Below are 22,672 nucleotides of genomic sequence, written 5' to 3' on the forward strand. Positions count from 1 at the left end.
TCTCAAGGGTGATTGGCACATTCCCATCAGAAAGGGGGTGATGCTGATTGACAGTATTTGAAACTTTTATGATTATGTTTGGATTTGGTAGCCTTATCCTTGCAGTTCTATCATTTAATCAAAAAAAATAATCCACCCTAAAGTTAGCTGCCCAAGGTGGATTACTTACACTTAATGCTGATTCCCTTGCATCGGAACCTGCTATTGCTTGACCGTTCGGTGTTACCAGCACCCACGGTCATTTTAATTTATGCGATTATATAGATATATTATAACTAAAATACCAGTAAAAGAAAATAGAGTATGAGTTTAGGTTTTTAATGAATTTATTGATGACCAGAGGAACCAATTCTATTCTTTCCATGGAATTATCAACTAGTCGGTACATTCAGTGCCGTTTTAAGTAGCAATTTTATTGATCTTTATAAGCTGGTCGATCAAAAGCTGCTGATTCTCGCATCTAGGATCAAGAGGGTTCGCACTTATTGGTTGGGGGATCAAGTGAAGCGACCGGGTTGATAAATAGACGGAAAAATTCCGCTTAATTATGAAATATTATTAAAAAAGGCTTTAATAGACGTAGAAATTCCGCCTATTAACTCGAAAAATTCGAAAATAGGGGATTTTGCTTTGCATAAGCGGAAAACCTTCCCTTATTTTCCCCGAAACGAGCTCCATTCTGCATATAACCGGAAAATCTCCGTTTATTATACTATTGCTGGTTACTCGATTAAGGACAAACTGCCAACCGGCAGCCAATAACAATGTAAGGGTTGTAGATATCGAACTTACTTCTGAAGATTTGGCTCGTATTGATGCTGTATGTCCAAAGTCATTTGGTAGACGTTATCGGGGATGATGTAACCGGTCAGTTTGGTACAAAAATCTCAGGTTGGATGAGTATAGCATACGCTTATGTAAGAAGGTATTTTCCCTAGCTTACATTTCCCATATAAAGACATCAAACCCCTAATTTTCTTTCTGCTTAGCCTAAGAAAATTAGGGGTTTATTTTCTAAAAAAACTGTGCCAACTATTCCTTTTTTAATCTTCCGGCCTTTTTAGCGGCTTCTTTTAGGATGACTTCGATTTGGGCATTAACACTTCTTATTTCATCTTCGGCCCATTTTTCCAGCACTTCATATAACTTCGGATCAATCCGAAGTGGAAATGATTTTCGTTTGCTCATTTATTACACGACCTTAATAGATGCTTCCTGTATTAATAATGGGCTGCGTTCCCTTTTCAGAGACAATGGCGACCATCAGGTTATTGACCATCTGCGCTTTTTTCTCTTCATCCAGTTCAACGATTTCTTGCTCTGCGAGTTGGTCGATCGCAGCTTTGACCAGTCCTACGGCACCGTCGACAATCACTTTTCGAGCAGATAATACAGCTTGAGCTTGTTGTCTTTGCAGCATGGCAGAAGCAATTTCAGAAGAATAGGCAAGATGCATGATTCTTGCTTCGATGACATCCACACCAGCTACATCCAATCTTTTTTGTAAATCATACATAAGCACATCCGCGACTTCATCGCTATTTTGACGAAGGGTTAATGGATTTTCAGCATGGTCGAAAGAATCATAGGCATATCTGCTTGCAATATGACGCAGACCAGTTTCACTTTGAATTTGGATAAATTTATTATAGTTTTCAACGTCATACAATGCTTTTGCTGCATCTCTTACTTTATATACAACAACCGCAGCAATCTCAATGGGATTTCCTTCAAGATCATTTACTTTTAATCTCTCACTGTTAAAGTTTGTTACTCGTAAGGAGACACTTCTTTTGAATGTAAATGGAATGGTGGCCCATAATCCTTGGTCTCGGATGACACCCAGATAGGTACCGAAGAAAGTTAATACTTTTGCTTCGTTAGGCTGAACAATGGTCAAACTTGTTGCAAGGATTAACCCTAAAATTATGACGATGACGCCAGTAATTTTCTCTGTGATCGTTCCAGTTACGATTAAAAAGATGCCAAAACCAATACAAAAAAGAGCAATGACCAGTGCAGCAAACCCGTTCATTTTAAAAATTGATTTTTCCTTCATTACGTTCCCTCCATCGTGAATAAGTGATATAAAAGTGATATCACAATTATATCATATTCGGTTGTGAAAAGTGGAAATTCTTTTCAATTTAAGAAAATATGGCGGAGAGTATCGAAAGGAATATTTCAAGCTCTTGTAAAATATTTATATAAAAAACTAACTGTCCCTGTAGAGCTTTAAGAAGGGAGTAAATTCCTTGAATCGAAATCGAAATAAAAATGTACAATTAACCATTGTAATACTGGTTTGCTTATTGGCCATTCTGATTGTCCATGCGCTTCTGAATATTAGAATTTACTTTGTATACAGTACCGGTCTTGGTCCTATTTTTTTAATAGGATTGATTCTTTTCCTCATTGCTTTACTTTATTTCAAAGGGTAAACAAGAATATTGTATTATCACTTGCCAAATGGTAAAATATAACTCCATTGTGAAAGAAAGCATCTGCAAAAAAAATTGTAGATGTTTCTTTTTGTGCGTGTTCCATCCTTATAAACTCTATTGAGAGGTGACGGATTAAGAGAATGAGTTCAAACAAACAAAAATCAGTTCGGGAACATAAAGATTATCAAGAAGAAGTGGAACGCTTAGAGTTTACGAAGGAATTTATTAAAAGCGTGTTGGAAATGTCAAAGGGGAATAAAGAACAGTTCGTGGAGAATTTGAAAGAAGCCTTTGCGGATTTGGATACGTCAGATAGTAGTTTAAGCTACATGACCCTCCTGACGAATGCTCAATTTTTAGAATTAGCCGAGAGTGAATTGGAAAGGTTAGAGAGCATCATCGGCAAACCGTACTTCTCTCGAATCAATTTTACGAGCAGTGGTGACACCAACGAAGAGATTTTATATATTGGAAAAGCCTCATTGTTTGACCGTGTCAATCAGATCCCTATTATTGTCGATTGGCGGTCACCGATTGCCAATGTTTACTATGATGGCCGTCTTGGGAATGTAACATATGATGCTTACGGAGAAACGCAAAGTGGGTATTTATCGCTAAAGAGGCAGTACGAAATTGAGAATGGATTTTTAAAAGATATTAGAGATATCGATTTAACCACGCATGATGAATTATTACAAAAATCCTTATCAGGAAAAGCAGATAATCGCTTAACCGAGATTGTGGCGACCATCCAAAATGAACAAAATGAAGTCATTAGAGCCTCACTTAAACATCCCATTATCGTTCAAGGAGCTGCTGGAAGTGGAAAAACAACCATTGCTCTCCATCGAATTTCCTACTTTCTATACTCTTCTGGATATCGATTTCCTCCAGAAAAATTGATGATTCTTGCACCTAATAAATTATTTATTGATTATATTTCCGCGGTCCTTCCTGATCTCGGGGTAAACAAGATTAAACAAACGACTTATATTGAATTTATGAGTAAGTGCTTAGGGAAGAAAATGAAATTAATCTCTCCTAATTCAAAATTAATGGCACTCATTAACGGAAACGAAAAATCAAACATGATTCAATGGGTTTCCAGTTATAAAGGATCTCTGGAATTTAAGGAGGTAATCGACCATTATTTAAAAGAAATTGAGTTTAATTTGGCCCCTTCCGAGGATTTTATGATTGAAAAATCCCGCCTGATAAGAGGGGGGAGACTCAAAAAACTATTTATCCAAGAATTTCAATACTTACCTATCTATAAGAGACTGGATAAAATTAAAAATATCTTAGCAAATGATCTAAGATTAAAAAAATCACTGATTCTTTCTAAAATTAATAACAAATATGACGAGGCTTTAGAAAAACTCCTTTTTAGCGGCCGGCCGGAATCAGAAAAAAGGAAGGAAAAAGTAATCAGTTTCATGGATTCAAAAGAAAAAAGAATCAGTTCTGTGGAGAAGGAGTCGAAGGTCGCGATAAAAAATTATATGGCTCCTTTTGTTAAGAAAGATATTTTTACTTTATACAAGGAACTGATGACTTCGCCTGAACTTTTACAAAAGTATTCACGTACACTTTCAGAGAAAGAATGCAGAGCGTTAAGTAAATATTGTCAAAGAAATTTTGATAAAAAAGCACTAGAACTGGAGGATTATGCCCCGTTATTCTATATGAAGGCAAAATTAGAAGGAATCGAAGAACCATATAAAATGAAGAGCATTTTCATTGATGAAGCCCAAGACTATAGTTATTTTCAATTTGCAGCACTTAGAGCGGGTTTTGAAACAGAATTATTTACGATTGTGGGAGATTTAGCGCAAGGGATTCACTCTTATCGAGGGTTAAAAAGCTGGGAACCGTTAGTCAAGGAAATATTTCCAACTGCGAATTATCAAACATTACAAAAGAGTTATCGAACCACGGTCGAGATCATGCAGTTAGCCAACGACATACTATCCATTATGAATCAAGACTTGCCAAAAGTGGAACCAGTCATCCGCCATGGGGACAAACCCCGCTTTACGAAAATCGATCCTGCAAATTTAGAACAAGTAAAACAAATCCTTGAAGATGATATTCAGTTGATCAAAAAGGAAGAGTTGAACTCGATTGCGATTATTGGAAGAACCGACAAAGAGTGCCTACGAATACATAACATGCTGGAAAATAGCAATCTTCCAATACAGCTATTAGAAGAAAAAGAAGATATGAAAAAGGGCAGCGTGGTCATCTTACCTTCATACCTTTCAAAAGGATTGGAGTTTGATGCGGTACTGATTGTTGCTCTAGATGAAAAGTACAGTGATGAAGAGTTAGATATTAAATTGTTATATGTAGCCATGACGAGACCAATGCATCGATTGTATCTATACGCAAGTTCACCTTCGGACTTGTTATTGGATCGAGTAGCACCGGGGCGTTTCTAGTGGTCAGTTAAAGAGCTGTGGAGTGCAAAAAAAGTACTGGGGGGAGAAGGGTATGCAAAACCTTACAACCTTATTTCATAAAAGAATAGGTATGCCGAATATCGAAAAAATTACCTTTGAAAAGTTACCGGAGGTTCTTGAAAAAACAGCACGTAACATCCCATTTGAAAATTTATCAATTATTGAAAACAAAACAGGTAAGATTACAAAGGAAAACGTAATCAATAAAATTGTGGCAAGAAACGAAGGCGGGCTTTGTTACGAGTTAAATCCGCTTTTTTATTTTTATCTCATTGAAAATGGCTTTAACGCAGTCCTAACAGACGGTGTTGTTTATAATCATGCTGCTGAAGAGTATATTCAACTTGGAAGGACGCATGTAACGGTACTTTTAAATCACGAGGGACAGACGTATTTAATTGACACAGGCTTTGGGGGGAATTTACCTTTAAAACCTGTGCCTTTATCGGGTGAGACTGTTACTTCTGATAATGGAGAGTTTAGGGTTAGAAAAGTAAATCATGAACTAGGGGATTATTGTTTAGAGATGAAACTAAAGCATAAGGATACTGAGTGGAAAATAGGCTATACTTTTGATTCGCAGAGATCTATTGAAGATGCGAATCTGAATGAAATCCAATCGATTATTGCCGAACACCCGAAATCCTCATTTAACAAACACCCATTAATCACCCGACTAACCAAAAACGGAAATATTACCTTAACCGATACTACCTTTACCCAATGGGAAGATGGAATTCTATCCAAAGAGACCATTGATAACAAGAAATTTTTAGAGCTGGCAAATCAACATTTTGGGCTATAAATTAAAATACGAATACAAAAAACACTGATGACAGTAACAATCGCTGTTCATACAGTGTTTTTTCTTTCGTACTTTTTATATTACTAATATTTCAGCCAATTTCGTTTGATCAAATCCTAGGATTACTTCTTCTTTATCCCCATCTTTGATAACGGTTGCAGGGGTAGCAACAGCCCCAAGTCCAATCAGTTCATGCAAATATTGATCGTTTTTCCGAATGTCTCTTTCTTCAAACTCAATCCCATTTTCTTTAAACCATAATTTTTCCGCATGGCAAGGCGGGCAAGTTTCTTGTGAATAAATAATTACTTTTTTCATTTTTATTACCTCCATTTCATTATAGCCATTGTACAATGAATTCTGTTTCTATGTGTACCATTTTATACTGAAGTAGTAAAAAGGATTAAGGTTTAGTTGGGGCGCATTAGAATTAGATTCATGTTTGTTCATTTCGAAAAATGTTACTAATATTAATTATGAATTAAGCAGTTCTTTTTCCATCATTCTCAATTTTTCCCATTGTATCCTTTTCAATATATCTAGCAATCACAGTACCTATTAATAAGGACCAAATAGGAGAGCTTATATTTAATATTGTAATATTGGATAATGCAATAATTAAGGCGAATGTTGTGCTTATTTTCATTGATGGACTAGAGAAACTTTGATGGATATTTTTGCTGAACACTCCAAGAAGTGAAAATCCAACAATGATGGAGATAAATTCTTTTGGTAAGGCTTGAATAAAAGGAACGAGTTTCCATGAAAATAAACCATAGATTAATAAGAGAGCACCTGAAACAACTGCTCCCATGAATCTTTTTTCCTTCGGACCTGCCTCTTCATCCGAACAAATGACGGTTGCCATACCGGCGATATTTGCCGATTGCCCCCCAAAGAAGCCCGAGATCACAGAAAATACTCCACTCAAGGAAACAATTCGATTTATGGGAGTATGATAATGATTTTGTTCTAATGCACCTATCCCAACTGCCACATCGTTACTTAAAATTAGTAATGCAAGTGGTATTGATACAGAAAGAAAGCTAGCTGTATTAAAATTTGGTAGTTGAATTTGTGGAAAAAACTCTCCTGGAACCAAATTGCCTATATTTATGGGATAGGTTAGGGATAATACAATCGTCCCGATGACAATTGCTGCAATCACAGGAGGAATTTTTGTCTTCCATCTACTAAAAACAAAAAAAGTGATCAGAGAAATACCCCCAACTAGAAAAAGTTGGGTTGAGGAAATAATAAAATTCACCATATATTTCATAATCATTCCTGACAGCATTGCCGAAATAATTTCCCTAGGTACCAAATTCACTAATCTTGAAAAAAAACTTAGTAATCCAACGAGTAACAACAACAGCCCTGAAACTATGTATGCCCCTATTAATTCATTGAAAGTAAACTGGTTTGTCATAGTGGCAAGAAATGCAACTCCTGTTAAGGAGTGACCCCCGACAATAGGAATTCGATAGTATAATGGTAAGAAAATTCCTAATAAGCCTCCAAATACATAAACGGCAAATATCCATAGGATGGTATGTGCTGTACTAAAATTTCCATTTGATGAGGCTTCTAGTATTAGAGCTGATGGTCCTGTTATCACGAATATTCCTGCAACTGTCCCCGCAGCTATATTTTTGGTATTTAGATCTAATAAAATATTCCTTCTCCATTTGCTTTTTTCTTGGGTACGATCCATAAATTTTGCCCCTTTTTAGTTAATCGTTCTTCTATTAGTTCCTTTCGCATGTATTTATTCCTTAATATATAATGGTTGCAATAGAAGCTGTTCTTTAATCATAGATGATTTCGAAGTTTTTAAAAGGTCCAATTTGAATCTTTTATTCTCATCCACTTTTTTCAATATGAAAGATTCTTTCCAAACCATTGATCCACTAAAACAAGGGTCGCTATAACTTTCAGTGAACTAGTCAAGGGAAAAAAGAAAAGAATAAAGAAAAATTGTATAAAAGAAGTTACACCCAACAAAGACTATCAACATAATCTTTTGAAGGGGTTTTTAAACATGAATAGATGGGAAAAATTGAACGAAATAATTGAAAGAATACCAACAATGTCTGATGAAGAATTAATTTCATGGAGTGAAGATTGTTCCAAAGAGTTAGAAAGAAGGAAAATGCTCAAAAAGCAAAAACTCATGAAAGCCAAAAAGGAAAAAAGAATGAAACGAATAAAATAAGAAGGTGCTGTTTTATGAAATCTGTTGATCAAACTGGATGACATCCGCATTTACTAAAGATGCAAAAGCGGATATTTCTCCATTTGGTCCCATGAATGGGCAAAGCGAATGTCAAAAATATCAATTAGAGATTCAATTCATTTTCGGCATTGCTAATTGCATATTTTCAACAAAAAAAGTTTTATTAAAAACTGTATTCAGGTTTAACAGGAATTTAAATATTTTCTATTGTCCTGATTTCACTACCATGCTATGATTAAAAAGATAAATGTGAACAATTTGTGAAATTTACGATGTATTAAATATGAGTCTCTTTTAATACGAAACAGCGAACCTGTTGATCGGTTAAAAGGTTTAACTCATATGACAAGGGAAAAATATTATAACAGTTGGTGCGTAACAGCGAACCTGTTTGAGGCGAACCGTTGTAATGATTCAAATGGGATTCCGCCTTTTTTAAGGAATCTTCAAAGAATCTATTACAATGGTTTTTATTTTTATTCCGTTATATAGTATACTTATAGAATAAACATCATTAACATAGTGATAATATTGAGTAAAAACAAGTGAGTTGAGTCATGTGAATAAATATGAAGCAGAATTCAGTAATATTGTTCGTGCCTACAGAAAACGTCATATGGGGAAAGGCCCTAGTCAAGTTCGAACAAAGTTTTGCAAAAACTGGGCAATTTGTGAATTGGAAGGTAATTTATCTCCGATTGAAAAATTTATTGCTTCCGCTGAAGATGGGAAACAAATGTTACGATCTGCTCGTACTGAAATGGTCAAGGAGATTTATAAAAAAAACTATCCCCAGGAAATGGAAGAATTACTGGGTGTAAAATTCATTCGTGTCTTTGTGGATATTGATATTGAAGACGACATGGGGATGTCAATCTTCGTGTTTGATCAAGATATTGAGGAAAAGTTTAACGTAAAAAGTTAAACCTAATGAAAATATCATTTCAACTATATTATTGTTGGCACTTGACAGCGATCCTGTTAAAGACTAACCACCTAGAGCTATTTGTCCGTTTTAACGGATGAATATTTTCTTAGGTGGTTTTTTATTCGAAAAATAGCAATTGACATAATTAAGGAGGAAATGAAAATGGGGAAAACGCAACATCCAGGACCACAAAAAAAGGCAAAGTTACCTGCTCCTAAATACTGGGTAAGCCCAATTCCTTTTGGATTAGGAAAGATTAAACCGCAGCATATCCGTGATACGATGAAGATCGCTTGGGATAATAAAGATAATATCGGCTATGCTACACGGATTATTACAAAAGGGGTTTGTGACGGTTGTGCACTTGGTGTGTCTGGGTTATATGACCAAACATTGGATGGACCACACGTTTGCACCACACGTTTGAATGTGCTTCGATTAAATACAATGCCTGCGATTCAACCTGAAATCCTGCATGCAGACATTGATGAACTAAAGAAATATGATAGCACGGAACTTCGTAAGCTGGGCCGGATTCCTTATCCGATGATTCGTCGCAAAGGGGAACGTAAATTTTCACGGATTACTTGGGATGACGCCATGGATCTCATTGCAGAAAAAATGAAAAAGTTGGATCCAAAACAATATGCTTTTTATTTAACCGCTCGAGGGATTACAAACGAAAGCTATTATGTGGCAGCGAAAGTCGCGCGTTTTCTTGGGACGAATCATATTGATAACGCTTCCCGTATTTGTCACGCTCCCAGTAAAACAGCTTTAAAACGATCGATTGGTGTGGGAGCATCTACAGCCAATTATCTAGATTGGATTGGAACTGATGTCTTATTGTTTTGGGGAAGTGTTGCTTCAAACTCATCACCTGTATCTTCAAAATATATGCTTGAAGCAAAGAAAAAAGGGACCAAAATCATTGTGGTTAACCCATACCGCGAACCAGCCATGGATCAGTATTGGATTCCTTCAAACCCTGAGTCCGCCTTATTCGGAACAAAAATTGCCGATGATTTCTATCAAGTCAATATCGGCGGGGATATTGCCTTTATGCATGGAATTATGAAGCATTGGTTTGATATGGAAGTAAAAGCATATGGTTCGGCGATTAATCATGAGTTCGTAGAGGATCATGTAAACGGTTACGAAGAATTGAAGAAGAAGGTCCAAGATCAATCTTGGGAAGATATCATCGAGTCATCAGGCGTTTCAAAAGAAAGAATCATAGAATTAGCTGAACTTCTAGCAAACAGCAAAAATGCAGTATATGCGTGGGCGCTTGGACTGACGATGCACTCCTTTGCAACGGACAATATCTCTCAAGTCGCAAACCTGGCCCTCCTTCGTGGCCACTTAGGACGAAAGCACGCGGGTCTTATGCCGTTCCGTGGACACTCCAGTGTGCAAGGCAGCGGAGAAATGGGGGCAGATCCATTTGTTCTACCTGGCGGAGGCTGGGACGAAAAAAATGTAGAACGAATCGAACAGCTTTGGGGATTTGACCTGCCAAATTGGCAGGGGGATATCGTTGGCGTTACCCTAGAAAACATTGTCCTTCCAGAAGATCATGAGCGGAAAGTGAAATTATATTACCTTTCTGGTGGTAATTTCTTAGAAACGATGCCAGACCCTGACTTTATTGAGAAGGCCTTATCCGAACTGGAGATTCGTGTTCATCAAGATATTATTTTAAACACTTCGACGTTAGTTGATGCGAAAGAAGTGGTCATCGTGTTACCGGCGAAAACCCGTTATGAGCAAGAAGGAGGCGGCACGAGTACATCAACAGAACGGATGGTGTACTTCTCTCCTGAAATTACGGGTAACAAAAACATGATTGAAGAGGCACGTGCAGAATGGAAGATATATCTTGACCTTGCGAAGCGTGTGAAACCAGAAACAGCCCAATTGGTTGATTTTGCAGACGGTCAGGCCATTCGTGAGGAAATTGCCAAAGCAAACCCTGATTACGATGGAATCCAGCATTTGAAAAAGCAAGGAGACGTGTTCCAGTGGGGCGGTGCTTGGTTATGTGAAGATGGAGTTTGTCCAACTCCAGATAGCAGAGGTATGTTAATTCCGGTTGATATCCCGGATTTAAATAAAAAACCGGAACAATTTATTATTACCTCCCGCCGTGGCAAGCAGTTTAACTCGATGGTGTACAAAGAAGTAGACCCGTTAAACGGTGCCGGTCGTTACGATATTTTAATGAGTCCTGTGGATGGGCAAAAATTAAGCATTGCCGAAGGTGAAGGCATTGTTGTTTATAACGGCTTTGGCGTCTTCCAAGGTACGGCTAAATTTGTTGATATTGCACAGGGAAATTTAGAAGTTCATTTTCCAGAAGGGAACTATTTGCTGCCGCGCGGTCGTTATGAGAAATTTGCCGGCATTCCGGATTACAACATCACTGTTAATGTAGAAAAAGCAGAACGATATCATGCACGGAAAGATACTCAATATTTAGAAAAGCCAATTGCTGATCTCGAAACAGAGGTTGGTTAAGGGTAAGAAAATCCATGGAAAGGGGTACTTCATTTGTTAAAGGAAATTACTACTTCTCAAAATATTGTCAAGTACAATGGACAAAACTTCATCGAGGAAGAGGATGACATTGCCGTTGAATCTGCCCTAACGATTATATTAGATGGAACGGAGTTTGCCACCATGGTGTGCACCCCTTCAGAATTGAAAGAATTGGTGGTCGGGTTCCTAGCCTCTGAAGGTGTGATACGAGTCTACCAAGATATTCAATCGATCCACATCGATGAAGAAAAAGGTTTTGCTTATGTTGATCTTGTAAATAAACATTCTATCCAAAAAGATTTCCATTCGAAGAGATTTATTGGTTCTTGTTGTGGAAAAGGGCGACAATTTTACTTTCATAACGATGTAAAGACCGCTAAAACGGTTATGACCAAAATGACGGTTACACCAGAACAATGCCGTGAGTTAATGAAGGAAATGCAGGAAAGTTCTTCACATTTTCAACAGACCGGCGGGGTCCATAATGCAGCTCTATGTACGAGGGATGGAATTGTGGCAGCACGAACGGATATCGGTCGACATAATGCACTCGATAAACTTTTTGGCTATTGCTTGATTAATCGTATCCCACTTAAGGATAAAATCATTGCTTTCAGTGGCCGAATTTCATCCGAAGTGTTACTAAAAGCAGCCAAAATTGGTGTGGGAATTATTCTATCAAAATCTGCACCTACCAATCTTGCTCTAGATTTAGCAGAAGAACTAGGAATTACAGCAGTTGGCTTTATCCGAGCGAACGGATTTAATGTGTATACCCATCAGGAGCGTATACAAGGGATTGAAAATAACCGTTCATCAATATCTGTTTTATAGGGATTTTGAAAAATTCATTTAGTGGACAGATAATAGTGTCAGGCACCTCCATTTTAGAAGGTGCCTGACACTATTTTAATAACGTGAAAAAACCCAAGTGATTTAATCCTCACTTGGGTTTGATTTTTTTCGCGGATTTCGATTGTCTTCTTACGTAATTGTTTTCACCGTTTGCAGTATTTTATTTACCAAGCTTTCAGCATCATCAGCCTCGATGGTTGTTAATTGAATACGGCAGAATGGTCTTACCCTGCATTCTAAACACCTTCTAAAACAGTCTACAATGCTAACATCTACATCATTTTGATAATGCAGTCGAAGAAGGTCAATGACTTTGTCCGCATCAGTTACCTTAATATTACGCTCACAAAACTTAGCCACTCTCATTCTACTTTTTCTTCTTTTTTTAGAATACTCCTATTCCTCATCATAATGAGTAAATTGGATATCCAAAGTACGAAGGTAGGTTTGTAGACCCGCATCTTGGATTGGGATGATGAATGCTGGTTCCCCTGATTCATTATGATGAGAGTGCCAAAGCCCTGGCGGGGTAACGAAGGCTTTTCCTGTTACCCAGTCAATCCGCATCGGATCAATAATTTGTTTTGTAAGAGGATCTACCTTATCCCCGACTAATGTATAGGTCCCAGGTGCAGCATAAGCAACAAAGTCTAGGGCAACTGATTTATGACTGTGAGGCGCTTGGTTTGAGCCTACAGGAACAATACCGAACATAGCCCATAAAACATGTGTAATGGTTAAAGTTTGTTCGAAATTTTGATTATTTAATAGAATGGAGATACGATTTTTTAAATGGGCATCGGGTGCATTAGCTACCTCATCTAATTTTGCCTTCGCCTGTTCCGCAGTATAAAGTGTCGGCTTAAAACGTGCTTCTGTCGCTTTAGCTCCCAAGTAATCAAGAAGTGGAGTATCCAAAATATAGTAAATGGTGGAATCCTCAGACGCAAAATGACGACTACTTGATCCGGCTGGAAGTGTTAAAAAGTCACCTTTTTTCCAACTGATGGTTTGTCCATTGACCTCGGTTGTACCAGCCCCGGAAATAATATAGTATAATTCACTGGTTGCGTTTGGTTGCGTCTGAATCGAATCTCCCGCATTAATTCGGATAAAATGAGCGAGCAGGGATGGGCTCGTTGCTGGATATTTGGTTTTCAGCTCATTTGATAAATCCAATGATATAATACGAGTTTCTCCTGAATTATATAGTTCAGGTGCAAATTCTTTAGGAGGAATAGGACTAATAATCCCACTGCCAATTGGATCAGCAGCCGTACTATACTCGTAAAAAAGGGCATCCTCGGTCCAGTTTTCGCTTACAGTTCCAATATAAAATTCCCCAGGTTGAACATTTTTTGACATATGTAATCCTCCTTTGGTATGAAAAGTTTTTTTGTTCTTATCATTTATATTATAATACCAATTTAGCTATAATGGTAAATTTTTCTTTGGTATTTAATATAGGAAGAAAAAAGTAAACAATTTAAAGAATATTCATTTGACAAATCTCTCTTATAAGTGTAATTTACATATATGGTTATAAATTAATTGGAGGTTTTATATAATGGAATTTAACAATGAGTTCGTAACAAATTTTGGTGAATCTCTTTACAACATTTGGACTAACAGCTTGGACAAGGTGACTGATTCTCAAAAAGAAATAGAAAATCTTTTGCTTCAAGCATTCGCAACACAAAAAGAATCATTGGAGAAAATTACTGGTGACATGAATTCAATCCAGGAACAACAGAAAAACCTAATTGCTGAAGTTCGCGATTACATAAAGGAAAATATTGAAACAGTTTACGGTGAAGAAACAAGCCAAACTTTCGAAAAGTGGAATGATGAACTGGATGAATTAAACAACCGTGTTCAACAGTTGACCTCATCTCCATATAAAGAAAGTTTAAATTTATTAAATCAGGCACAAGAGCAGTTCCAACAATCAATTAATAATAGTATCGAACTGCAAAAAAAGGCTAGTGAAGAAGCTTTAAATCAATTTAAAATTGCACAAAAAGGCTTTATGGATTTATTTGAATCCAACACAAAAATGGCATTTAATTTATTTAAGTAGAAGATTACTTCTCCACTTTTAATTTAAAGATTGCCTACAAAAAAGACTACTTCCATATGAATAGGAAGTAGTCTTTTTATGTTGTAGTAGGTTTAGCCGACTTTTCTATGTTAGTGGTATAGATGTGAATGGATTGTTTTGGTTATGCTTTAAAGCTATCTTGCCATTTAAGTAACCGATGTTCTAAAAAGCGGACAATCGAGTCGGATATTTTACCCGCAAGAGCAAAGATGATAATGCCAACAAAGACAGTGTCTGTCTGCATAAATGAACGAGCATCTTGGATCATGAAGCCCACACCTCTATCTGCACCCAATAACTCGGCGACCACTAAGCACATCCAGGCAGCGCTTAGAGCTAAGCGTATACCAAGTAAAATATTCGGTAAAGAAGCTGGAATCATGAGCTTAGTGATTTGCTCTATTCGGCTGTACTCTAAGATTTGAGCAACATCGTATAGTTTTTTATCTACATTACGAATGCCTAAAAAGGTTTGTAAATATAAAGGGAAAAAGGCCCCTAAAGCAATGAGTAATATTTTAGATAATTCACCAAACCCCAACCACATGATAAATAGTGGTGTAATCACAAGCAGTGGGACAGTGCGGAGCATTTGGATACTTGGGTTTAAATATTCCTCCGCCCTTTTGTTCATGCCAACAATGACACCTATTAATAATCCAAGAAAACCGCCAATAGCAAAACCGAGAAATGCTCGAAATAAGCTAATTTGCAAATGTTTAGCCATCTCCCCTGACTGGACTAGTTCTATGAAGCGGTTGACAATTAGCAGTGGTGAAGAAAATAATTGTTCGGACAAGATTCCGAGTGAACTTAACAATTGCCATAAAAACAATACGACAACAGGCAGCGTTAATCCTCGCCATATAGAGTAACTTTTTGTTTTTGCTGCTTTCTTTTTCTTAATGGAAATGGCTTTGTTCTGTGCAATTGTTTGTGTAGACATTGATATCATCCTTCCTTTTTAAGTTAAATGCTCCAATCTTCTATTTCGTTAACTTGGTGATCAAGTAGTTTCAAGATAACGGTTCGGTATTCTTGGAATGCTTTACTAATCCTTGTTCTTGGATAAGGTAAATCAATAGGGACAATCCCTTTGATTCGCCCTGGCTTTGCATCCATGACGACGACTTTGGAGGACAGAAAGATCGCCTCATCAATATCATGGGTGACAAGCATCATTGTTGTCTGATTTTCCTCCCATATTTCAAGTAAAGCCTCTTGGAGATGGTTGCGGGTGAAGGCATCCAATGCACCAAACGGTTCGTCTAACAATAACACTTCAGGATTCCGCAGCAAGGCCCTTGCGATGGCTACCCGTTGCGACATTCCCCCGGATAATTGCCGCGGATAGGCTTTTTCAAATCCGTTAAGTTTTACAAGTGAAATTAACTGGTCCACTTTTGAACGTATATCCGGATCTTTTAATGACAGGTTACCTGCAATATTTTTTTCTACGTTTAACCATGGAAATAAACGATGCTCTTGAAAAATAAAGCCGCGATCCTTAGAAGGTCCATTCACAGACCTTTCAGCAATCATAATCTCGCCTTCAAAATCTAAATCAAGTCCAGCAATCAATTTTAATAATGTACTTTTTCCGCACCCGCTGGGACCAATAATCGTTAGAAACTCACCATATTTTACGGAAAGATTAAAATCCTCTAAAACTCTAATACTTTCATTGTCACTGTTAAACGTTTTTCTTACATGATTAATTGTTACTGTGGCTACCATAATGTTCATCATCCTTTCTTAAAATAAAAAAAGAGATTCAGCGAGAAGACATATGTGTCTTTTCGCCGAATCTCCAGTAGACTAGTCGATTCATTCGAATGAATTAATTTATAACAATTTAACATGGTTAATAGTAATAATCAAGACATTAAAACCAACTAAATTTATAGGAATAATCAAAAAAGTAATTGACAGACTATTTGGAACCCTGATAAGATGCATTCATACACAAACCACTTGCCAATTTAGTCCAATTAAATAAATAGTGATAGAATCCACTAGTCGACTAGAGATTTAACAAAGAGAGCAAAAGGCTCGCTTTGTTGGATCTCTTTTTGTTTTTTTGAAATTAAACCGACTATATCACTAGGTTAAGTGGGGAATAAAGAGTCAGGAGGCGAATGAAAAGAGGTTTACGATGGATTTCAAAAAAATATAAAACATGATAACTAGGAGGAATTTAAAAATGACAGCTTCTCAAACAAAACAATTAAAAGTGGTACCACAAGCAGGAAGAATTGGTGCAGAAATTCAAGGTGTTCAATTAAGCGGGAATTTAGAAACAAGTATCCTGAATGAAATTAAACAAGCACTAAACGAGTACAAGGTCGTATTTTTTAAGGGACAAAATCATTTAACGGATGCAACCCAAGAAGCGTTTGCAACATTATTAGGTGAACCATATGCACATCCGACCGTACCAGTAAAAGATCATACGAACTATATTTTTGAGTTGGACTCTGCGGTAGGTGCAAAAGCGAATCATTGGCATACGGATGTTACTTTTGTTCCTGAAGTTCCGAAATACTCCATATTAAGAGGGGTAACCATTCCAGAGGTTGGCGGTGATACGATTTGGGCAAATACGAATGCAGCGTATGAAGACCTTCCGGATGGCTTGAAAAAATTAGCTGATAAGTTATGGGGAATTCATTCCAATGAATTTGATTATGCACAGTATAAACGAAGTGATATTGATGTTAATGAAGTGACAAAAAAATATCGTGATGTTTTTGAATCAACGGTTTTTAAAACAAGACATCCAGTTGTACATGTTCACGCCGAAACCGGCAAAAAGCATTTGTTATTAGGAGGATTTGCTGGAAGATTAGAAGGCTATACAACCAGTGAATCTGAACGATTGTTAAGTATCTTTGATTCTTATGTGACTCGTTTAGAAAATACCGTCCGCTGGAAATGGTCGGAAGGGGATGTAGTCATTTGGGATAATTTGGCCACCCAACATTATGCAGTAGCAGACTACGGGGATCGTCATCGTGTGGTACGACGTGTAACAGTCGGAAAAGACGTCCCTGTTAATCAAGAAAACGAGGTAAGCCAATTAATAGTTAAAAAATAGGCTGTGTTAGAGGTTAATGTTGATTTTAAAACACTCTGTTGATTGTAGTGGAAGGCACGAAGACTCCNNCAAGTTTAACACAGCCAAAAAATAAAATCTAACCCATTGATAAATAGAGGTTCCGATACGGGGATTACACTCATGGACGAACCTCTTTTTTTCATAGTAAGGATACATATGAGGAGGTTTAATGATGGAGAAATATCGTAAGCACTTATTAGGATTATTATTGGTCACTTCCATGATCTTTTTATTAGCAGGATGTGGTTCATCCGCAGAAAAAACAGCTGCAAAAAATGCTCCAGTTAAAGTGAATATTGCATTAAATGGAAAAATGGGCCCTCTAGTCATTGCTCGGGAAAAGGGCTGGTTCGAAGAAGAGTTTAAGGCACTGAATGCCGACGTTAAATGGAGTGAATTCACAAGCGGCCCCCCGCTTTTAGAATCACTTGCTTCCAATCGTGTTGATTTATCGTTTTTAGGAGATGGTGCGTTAATCGCAGGTTTAGATAAAAAACTTCCATTTGAAGTGATTGCCCAAACCGGTACAGGAGAATCGAATGTTCGGATTTTAGTGCAAAAAAATGGAGATATTAAGAACATTAAGGAATTAAAGGGAAAGACCGTGGGTGTTCCTCTTGGGACAACGGCTCATGTATATCTAATTAAAGCATTGAAAGCGAATGGTTTAACGACGGATGATGTGAAACTCATCAATCTTCAACCCGATGATGCCCAAGCGGCCTTCGAATCCAAAAAATTAGACGCATGGTCCGTGTGGAATCCGTATTACCTAAATAATGTTGAAAAAGGGAATGCAGTAACTTTAGATGTTAATAAAAAAATATTTGCCCCGGGCGCTATTATAGCAAGACAAGGCTTTGCGAAAGAACATGCTGAGATTGTTCAAGCCTATTTAAGAGTGTACAAAAAAGCTGCCGATTGGCAAATTGAAAATCCAGACGAAGCATCGGAAATCTACTCACGTGCAACCAAACTTCCAGCAGAACTAATTAAGAAAATCATCACAGCCGAAAAACCTAATATCCTTTTTACAGAGGAGTCTATTAATGCACAGCAAGATTCCATTGACACATTAACCGATGCAGGGTACATCAAGAAAGCATTTAACTATAAAGAACAAATCCATAATGAGTACCTTGATGCAGCTTTTAAAAAATAGCAATAAAAATAAAAGAGTGCCTGACACCGTCCAATAATATGGCTGGTGTCAGGCACTTTTTTGATTGAGACGTATATGTTCCCATCCATATTGAACAGCTTTGAAACCCCTCGACAAATATCTACATAAACCTGCTATAATAAAAGCAATCAAATAAGGAGGTGAGAATGATGGAAAAAACACTCCAGTTGATTTTGGACAAACTTGATTCCTTGGACCAAAAGGTAAACACGATGGACCAAAGAATCACTGGCATGGACCAAAAGATAACTGACATGGATCTAAGATTTACTACTGAACTAAAAAGACAAGGGGATTTAATACATCAATTAATTAATACAGTAGCAGAAACGAATATAAGGATTTCCGAAACAAACGAAAGAATGGATGCAATGGAAACGAAAGTAGACATTGTTATAAATGATGTGAAAGAAATAAAAAATTCTATGGCCACAAAATATGACCTTGAATATTATGACCGGATGATTTCCGAACACTCCAGGGAAATTCACAAGTTGAAAAATAGCTAAAACTCTCCAAATAGAATCCTCCATAATAACCTATTTCAATATATTTAAAACCTTGATCTTTCTTATATTAAATGACTTTGTGACTTTGGGATCAGTCCTCGGGTGCGTTAATGCTTTAACGTGCCGGGGGACTGACCCGAATTTTCTGAATAGAGGCCTTCCCTTGTTCAGCAGATGAAAGATGAAGTGAAGAAAATGAAAGATTTATATTCGTAGGGGTGTGCCATTTTTGGTACACCCTTTTTAGTATAATTCAATTTGTAAGATAAAGACGATTTACTCAGCTTTAATTTGAAAAGAAACTATACCAGATAAAGAAAAAGGGGAGAAAGTTATGAAGAATTTTAAACGAATTACAATCATTTTGTTAACGGTTATGGCAGCTGTTCTTTTTACAGCTTGTTCAAGCATTGATAAAACAAGTGAGAACGAAACAAAAGCAAAGACTGGCGAGGAGCAAACACCAAATAAGGAAACGATGAAGGAAGAAGCCAAAAAGGCGGTTGAAGATATATGGGTGAAATACAAAGGAATAAATGCGGTTGATACGGGATTAAAAGGTATTAAGATAACCTTAGCGGATGTAGCGGTTACTGATAAGGCAGAGGTTGAAGAAGAGGGGAAAAAGGTTAGTAAATCTGTTGTAGCTGTCCATATGCTTGTCGAAAATACCACTGCAGGTCAGGTGTTTAATGTTTATCCAGACCAAGCTACTTTAACAACAAGCACGGGCGAACAAGTGGAGATTGATATGTGGAATAGTGATGATATTGGCGGAGAAATTAACGAAGGCGTCATAAAAGAAGGAGATATCTTCTTCTATTTGGAACGAGGACACGCCGAAGAAATTAATTGGATTAAGTTAACATTTTCTGGTGATTATACCGATCCATCAGGAGATTACGAAAAAGACATTTATCATGATTATTCCATGAAAGTAAACTTAAAATCTAAAACTGAGGAGAATTAACATGAAAAAAACCTTAATTTTTATTACCACAATAATTGTTGCATTTTCACTATCGGCATGCAATTTGTTTGGGCCATCACCAGATGAAGTGACAACTGAATTCCTAACAAGTGTTCAAAAAGGGGAATGGGAAAAAGCATCTAAATATGTTAACAATACAGATACAAAGAAAACGTTAAAAGAATTAACCTCATCAAAAGATGAAGAAGCTAAGTTTATGCTGGGCTTATTCAAAAAAATGAGTTTTACGGATGGCAAAGTAAAAGAGGCGGATAAGAAAGCGACAGTGGAATCCACAATCAAAACGGTTGATATGAAAATCATCCTTGGGACAATCATTGAAGAAGTGATGCAGGAAGCTTTAGCACAAGCTTTTTCAGGTGAAGAGGCAGATGATGAAGCGATAGAAAAAGAAATGACGAATAAATTAGTAGCAGGCGTGAATGAACCTTCAGCTAAAAAAGTAACTAATAAGGTTAAAATCAATTTAGTAAAAGTAGATGGCGATTGGAAAGTCGATGTCGATCAAGAATTATTGAATGCACTAACAGGTGGGCTTACTTCTGTTGGAGATGAGATGGAAGGAGGCAAGTTAAATCCATTTGGTAAATAGAAAATTTGTTAATAATGTCAGTAAAGTTAGGAGAATGCCAGTTATGGCTTATTCATTTGAATCAATTGCACAACTTGATCACTCGAAAGAATTTGCACGCTTGCATCAAAAGTTTAATCAATTTAATCCGTTCAAGGTGTTAAGGGTAGACCAGTTTGAAATTAGGCATTCCAATGTTCTTGCTTGGTTATTGGATCCAAATGAAAATCATCAGTTGGGTAGTTTTTTCATAAAAAAACTACTATCACGGTTAGTTACACGGGTTGAAAATGAAGAGAAGATAGAAGGAAGTGATTGGTTTACTTACCTGTATGCTTCTTTTTCTGATGTTGAAGTCTTTCGTGAGGTAAAAACAGACACCAATCGTTTCATTGATTTATTGGTAGTCGTGCCATCACTTAAGCTAGTGATAGTGATTGAAAACAAATTTCATTCGAATGAATCTAGTGGGCAGCTAGAGGATTATTTGACTTATACACGTAATCGGTTCGGAGCTGATGGATATTCAATTGTTCCTATTTTTTTGACACTGACAAGTGATACGCCTTCCTATCCAGATTACTGGATAGTGGACTATCATGATGTGTTAGAAATTATTAAGCTACATATCGAATTACATAAAGAGGCAATTTCCGACAGCGTCTATGAATTTTTGGTTTATTATACAGCGATATTGAAGGAACAGCTTGTCCAGGATGAAGAGTCAATACAACTAGCCCTGGATATTTACCAAGCGAATAAGGCAGCGATTGATGTCGTTTTCCTTAGTCAGCACAGCGAGCTGCTCAGACAGCCGCGTTATCAAAAGGTGCTTGAGCAAATCGGTACAAGCACCGAAAAGCAGCAACTAGTATTAAAACAAATATATGAAAAAAAGAAACAAACGATTGATTTTATTTTTAAAATGGGTAGTAATGTCCTTCGCGAGGCTTTTTTAACATTTGTAAAAATAGAGGACATTCCTGAAGGCACATATAAGGTACATATTCAAGTACCTAATTTCATTTTACCCGAATGGCAAGATTTTGCAGAAGTAATCGGAGAACCTGAGCAAGGGTATTGGTTAGGACATGGATTAATTATTTGGTTCGAACGGACATGGGATGAGCGGTTAAAGGTTAATGTAGAAGTAGGTCCCACCCCTTTTGAAAAAAGGATAAAGCTTTTAACTGCACTTGAAAATCAAGGTATACAAATACGGCCTTCTGCAAAACTGGAGGGGAAGAAATACACGAAAATCTTTACAAAAACAACAGTTATTTCCGATTGGGCCAATAAGCAGGAAATTGTCGAGGGGATGGAAAGTTTATATCATGATACCGATATCAAATCGCTGTTTAAAAGGATTGCCCTTGCCATAGAAAACATGGATGTAGAGATGGAACAAAAAGACCAGTTGGAAAGGATTATCTATCAGGCAAATCAAGTTATAGATAAAATTCCCGAAGATGCGTTTATAAAATTTGCTCAAGTATATGATATCCCTGAGGATAATTTCCACATACAAAATCGTTTCGCATCATTCCTTATCCCAGCTTTTCGAGAACTTGAAAAAAACTATGGGAATACACGAGAAAAATGGTGGTGGCACAACAGTACATTCACTTTTTGGTTTGAACGGTTAAAGGATGATCGCTTAAAGTTAACATTAGAGCTGGGGCCATTATATGCCGATCAACGGCAAGCAGTCATTATTGCCCTTGAATCAATGGGACTTCCGTTTGCATCGAAATCAAAGCAGCAAACTGCAAGATTTACCCGTATATTTTCAAAATCCAAAGTCATAAAAGATTGGGATGATGAGGAAGCAATTTTTAATGAAATGGAAGAGTTGTTCAAAGATCAAAAAAATCAATCAATCATCGAAATGATTAATAAACTAATAGATAATTGTTGACATGAACTCT

Annotated in this window: 24 protein-coding genes; 16 read left to right on the top strand and 8 right to left on the bottom strand. The window is 37.0% G+C overall.

From position 1 onward, the window contains the following. Positions 1–47 precede the first annotated feature (47 nt). Both COJ96_RS29595 and COJ96_RS29210 read left to right on the top strand, forming a co-directional pair. Positions 48–131: a putative holin-like toxin gene (locus COJ96_RS29595; protein ID WP_373561686.1), complete on the top strand. Its 84-nt coding sequence runs from the start codon at positions 48–50 to the stop codon at positions 129–131. A gap of 499 nt (positions 132–630) precedes the next feature. Then, complete coding sequence (locus tag COJ96_RS29210) at positions 631–762, top strand: hypothetical protein (protein ID WP_257148489.1); 132 nt, start codon at positions 631–633, stop codon at positions 760–762. 270 nt (positions 763–1,032) lie between these two features. On the opposite strand, the gene COJ96_RS11550 is transcribed toward COJ96_RS29210, so the two are convergent. Beyond that, positions 1,033–1,188, bottom strand: a complete 156-nt coding sequence (locus COJ96_RS11550) for a type II toxin-antitoxin system antitoxin (protein ID WP_098573206.1) — start codon at positions 1,186–1,188, stop codon at positions 1,033–1,035. Positions 1,189–1,201: 13 nt separating this feature from the next. Beyond that, positions 1,202–2,059 carry an SPFH domain-containing protein gene (locus tag COJ96_RS11555; protein ID WP_098573210.1) on the bottom strand — a complete coding sequence of 286 codons (858 nt, stop codon included), beginning with the start codon at positions 2,057–2,059 and terminating at the stop codon, positions 1,202–1,204. A 196-nt stretch (positions 2,060–2,255) separates the two neighbouring features. Between COJ96_RS11555 and COJ96_RS11560 the strand changes: the two genes are divergently transcribed. The 3 genes from COJ96_RS11560 (at position 2,256) to COJ96_RS11570 (ending at position 5,711) form a co-directional block, all read left to right on the top strand. Further along, a complete protein-coding gene (locus COJ96_RS11560) occupies positions 2,256–2,441 on the top strand; it encodes a hypothetical protein (RefSeq protein WP_098573213.1) in 186 nt (61 codons plus the stop codon). Positions 2,442–2,584: 143 nt separating this feature from the next. Next, positions 2,585–4,885: an RNA polymerase recycling motor HelD gene (gene helD / locus COJ96_RS11565; protein WP_098573215.1), complete on the top strand. Its 2,301-nt coding sequence runs from the start codon at positions 2,585–2,587 to the stop codon at positions 4,883–4,885. Between the two features lie 52 nt (positions 4,886–4,937). Next, entirely contained in the window at positions 4,938–5,711 is a 774-nt protein-coding gene (locus COJ96_RS11570) for an arylamine N-acetyltransferase family protein (RefSeq protein ID WP_098573218.1), read from the top strand. 75 nt (positions 5,712–5,786) lie between these two features. On the opposite strand, the gene COJ96_RS11575 is transcribed toward COJ96_RS11570, so the two are convergent. Together COJ96_RS11575 and COJ96_RS11580 are read right to left on the bottom strand one after the other, a co-directional pair. After that, positions 5,787–6,029, bottom strand: coding sequence for a glutaredoxin family protein (locus tag COJ96_RS11575; protein ID WP_098573221.1), 243 nt, complete (start codon positions 6,027–6,029; stop codon positions 5,787–5,789). Positions 6,030–6,192: 163 nt separating this feature from the next. After that, positions 6,193–7,425 carry a benzoate/H(+) symporter BenE family transporter gene (locus COJ96_RS11580; protein WP_098573224.1) on the bottom strand — a complete coding sequence of 411 codons (1,233 nt, stop codon included), beginning with the start codon at positions 7,423–7,425 and terminating at the stop codon, positions 6,193–6,195. Positions 7,426–7,752: 327 nt separating this feature from the next. Here COJ96_RS11580 and COJ96_RS28630 point away from each other — a divergent pair, with 327 nt between their 5' ends. The 4 genes from COJ96_RS28630 to fdhD all read left to right on the top strand — a co-directional run bounded on the left by COJ96_RS28630 (position 7,753) and on the right by fdhD (position 12,250). Further along, positions 7,753–7,926 carry a hypothetical protein gene (locus tag COJ96_RS28630; RefSeq protein WP_180230080.1) on the top strand — a complete coding sequence of 58 codons (174 nt, stop codon included), beginning with the start codon at positions 7,753–7,755 and terminating at the stop codon, positions 7,924–7,926. 580 nt (positions 7,927–8,506) lie between these two features. Continuing rightward, the gene (locus COJ96_RS11590) at positions 8,507–8,872 is read left to right on the top strand and encodes a Na-translocating system protein MpsC family protein (protein ID WP_098573230.1); all 366 of its coding nucleotides are present in this window, start codon (positions 8,507–8,509) and stop codon (positions 8,870–8,872) included. Positions 8,873–9,037: 165 nt separating this feature from the next. Then, on the top strand, positions 9,038–11,395 hold the full coding sequence (locus COJ96_RS11595; protein ID WP_098573233.1) for an FdhF/YdeP family oxidoreductase: 2,358 nt from the start codon (positions 9,038–9,040) through the stop codon (positions 11,393–11,395). Between the two features lie 33 nt (positions 11,396–11,428). Next, positions 11,429–12,250 carry a formate dehydrogenase accessory sulfurtransferase FdhD gene (fdhD, locus tag COJ96_RS11600; RefSeq protein ID WP_098573236.1) on the top strand — a complete coding sequence of 274 codons (822 nt, stop codon included), beginning with the start codon at positions 11,429–11,431 and terminating at the stop codon, positions 12,248–12,250. Positions 12,251–12,400: 150 nt separating this feature from the next. Here the strand turns inward: fdhD and COJ96_RS11605 are convergent, their stop codons facing one another. Together COJ96_RS11605 and COJ96_RS11610 are read right to left on the bottom strand one after the other, a co-directional pair. Further along, on the bottom strand, positions 12,401–12,637 hold the full coding sequence (locus COJ96_RS11605) for a DUF1450 domain-containing protein (protein WP_098573239.1): 237 nt from the start codon (positions 12,635–12,637) through the stop codon (positions 12,401–12,403). A 30-nt stretch (positions 12,638–12,667) separates the two neighbouring features. Then, complete coding sequence (locus COJ96_RS11610) at positions 12,668–13,636, bottom strand: cupin domain-containing protein (protein ID WP_098573242.1); 969 nt, start codon at positions 13,634–13,636, stop codon at positions 12,668–12,670. Positions 13,637–13,838: 202 nt separating this feature from the next. Between COJ96_RS11610 and COJ96_RS11615 the strand changes: the two genes are divergently transcribed. Further along, positions 13,839–14,351, top strand: a complete 513-nt coding sequence (locus COJ96_RS11615; protein WP_098573245.1) for a hypothetical protein — start codon at positions 13,839–13,841, stop codon at positions 14,349–14,351. Positions 14,352–14,493: 142 nt separating this feature from the next. Here COJ96_RS11615 and COJ96_RS11620 read toward each other — a convergent pair whose 3' ends face one another. Both COJ96_RS11620 and COJ96_RS11625 read right to left on the bottom strand, forming a co-directional pair. Next, positions 14,494–15,318, bottom strand: coding sequence for an ABC transporter permease (locus tag COJ96_RS11620; RefSeq protein ID WP_251462408.1), 825 nt, complete (start codon positions 15,316–15,318; stop codon positions 14,494–14,496). 23 nt (positions 15,319–15,341) lie between these two features. Further along, complete coding sequence (locus COJ96_RS11625; RefSeq protein WP_098573251.1) at positions 15,342–16,109, bottom strand: ABC transporter ATP-binding protein; 768 nt, start codon at positions 16,107–16,109, stop codon at positions 15,342–15,344. A 466-nt stretch (positions 16,110–16,575) separates the two neighbouring features. Here COJ96_RS11625 and COJ96_RS11630 point away from each other — a divergent pair, with 466 nt between their 5' ends. The 6 genes from COJ96_RS11630 (at position 16,576) to COJ96_RS11655 (ending at position 22,662) form a co-directional block, all read left to right on the top strand. Then, the gene (locus COJ96_RS11630; protein ID WP_098573254.1) at positions 16,576–17,469 is read left to right on the top strand and encodes a TauD/TfdA dioxygenase family protein; all 894 of its coding nucleotides are present in this window, start codon (positions 16,576–16,578) and stop codon (positions 17,467–17,469) included. 193 nt (positions 17,470–17,662) lie between these two features. Further along, a complete protein-coding gene (locus tag COJ96_RS11635) occupies positions 17,663–18,652 on the top strand; it encodes an ABC transporter substrate-binding protein (protein WP_257148490.1) in 990 nt (329 codons plus the stop codon). Positions 18,653–18,819: 167 nt separating this feature from the next. Next, on the top strand, positions 18,820–19,182 hold the full coding sequence (locus COJ96_RS11640) for a hypothetical protein (RefSeq protein WP_180230081.1): 363 nt from the start codon (positions 18,820–18,822) through the stop codon (positions 19,180–19,182). Between the two features lie 334 nt (positions 19,183–19,516). Continuing rightward, positions 19,517–20,152 (top strand): hypothetical protein, encoded by a 636-nt coding sequence (locus tag COJ96_RS11645; RefSeq protein WP_098573263.1) that lies wholly within the window; start codon positions 19,517–19,519, stop codon positions 20,150–20,152. A 1-nt stretch (position 20,153) separates the two neighbouring features. Further along, the gene (locus COJ96_RS11650; RefSeq protein WP_098573266.1) at positions 20,154–20,765 is read left to right on the top strand and encodes a DUF5105 domain-containing protein; all 612 of its coding nucleotides are present in this window, start codon (positions 20,154–20,156) and stop codon (positions 20,763–20,765) included. A 43-nt stretch (positions 20,766–20,808) separates the two neighbouring features. Continuing rightward, positions 20,809–22,662, top strand: a complete 1,854-nt coding sequence (locus COJ96_RS11655; RefSeq protein WP_180230082.1) for a PDDEXK-like family protein — start codon at positions 20,809–20,811, stop codon at positions 22,660–22,662. Positions 22,663–22,672 lie beyond the last annotated feature (10 nt).

Source organism: Bacillus sp. AFS073361 (genome assembly GCF_002567005.1).
Classification (GTDB): Bacteria; Bacillota; Bacilli; order Bacillales; family Cytobacillaceae; genus Neobacillus.

What these genes read in the sequence shown, in the direction of transcription:
- COJ96_RS11610 (WP_098573242.1), bottom strand. Translation starts at nt 13,636, where the DNA reads ATGTCAAAAAATGTTCAACCTGGGGAATTTTATATTGGAACTGTAAGC.
- COJ96_RS11550 (WP_098573206.1), bottom strand. Translation starts at nt 1,188, where the DNA reads ATGAGCAAACGAAAATCATTTCCACTTCGGATTGATCCGAAGTTATAT.
- COJ96_RS11555 (WP_098573210.1), bottom strand. Translation starts at nt 2,059, where the DNA reads ATGAAGGAAAAATCAATTTTTAAAATGAACGGGTTTGCTGCACTGGTC.
- COJ96_RS11625 (WP_098573251.1), bottom strand. Translation starts at nt 16,109, where the DNA reads ATGGTAGCCACAGTAACAATTAATCATGTAAGAAAAACGTTTAACAGT.
- COJ96_RS11575 (WP_098573221.1), bottom strand. Translation starts at nt 6,029, where the DNA reads ATGAAAAAAGTAATTATTTATTCACAAGAAACTTGCCCGCCTTGCCAT.
- COJ96_RS11620 (WP_251462408.1), bottom strand. Translation starts at nt 15,318, where the DNA reads ATGTCTACACAAACAATTGCACAGAACAAAGCCATTTCCATTAAGAAA.
- COJ96_RS28630 (WP_180230080.1), top strand. Translation starts at nt 7,753, where the DNA reads ATGAATAGATGGGAAAAATTGAACGAAATAATTGAAAGAATACCAACA.
- COJ96_RS11605 (WP_098573239.1), bottom strand. Translation starts at nt 12,637, where the DNA reads ATGAGAGTGGCTAAGTTTTGTGAGCGTAATATTAAGGTAACTGATGCG.
- helD (WP_098573215.1), top strand. Translation starts at nt 2,585, where the DNA reads ATGAGTTCAAACAAACAAAAATCAGTTCGGGAACATAAAGATTATCAA.
- COJ96_RS11640 (WP_180230081.1), top strand. Translation starts at nt 18,820, where the DNA reads ATGATGGAAAAAACACTCCAGTTGATTTTGGACAAACTTGATTCCTTG.
- COJ96_RS11655 (WP_180230082.1), top strand. Translation starts at nt 20,809, where the DNA reads ATGGCTTATTCATTTGAATCAATTGCACAACTTGATCACTCGAAAGAA.
- COJ96_RS11650 (WP_098573266.1), top strand. Translation starts at nt 20,154, where the DNA reads ATGAAAAAAACCTTAATTTTTATTACCACAATAATTGTTGCATTTTCA.
- COJ96_RS11635 (WP_257148490.1), top strand. Translation starts at nt 17,663, where the DNA reads ATGGAGAAATATCGTAAGCACTTATTAGGATTATTATTGGTCACTTCC.
- COJ96_RS11645 (WP_098573263.1), top strand. Translation starts at nt 19,517, where the DNA reads ATGAAGAATTTTAAACGAATTACAATCATTTTGTTAACGGTTATGGCA.
- COJ96_RS11570 (WP_098573218.1), top strand. Translation starts at nt 4,938, where the DNA reads ATGCAAAACCTTACAACCTTATTTCATAAAAGAATAGGTATGCCGAAT.
- COJ96_RS11615 (WP_098573245.1), top strand. Translation starts at nt 13,839, where the DNA reads ATGGAATTTAACAATGAGTTCGTAACAAATTTTGGTGAATCTCTTTAC.
- COJ96_RS11595 (WP_098573233.1), top strand. Translation starts at nt 9,038, where the DNA reads ATGGGGAAAACGCAACATCCAGGACCACAAAAAAAGGCAAAGTTACCT.
- COJ96_RS11630 (WP_098573254.1), top strand. Translation starts at nt 16,576, where the DNA reads ATGACAGCTTCTCAAACAAAACAATTAAAAGTGGTACCACAAGCAGGA.
- COJ96_RS11580 (WP_098573224.1), bottom strand. Translation starts at nt 7,425, where the DNA reads ATGGATCGTACCCAAGAAAAAAGCAAATGGAGAAGGAATATTTTATTA.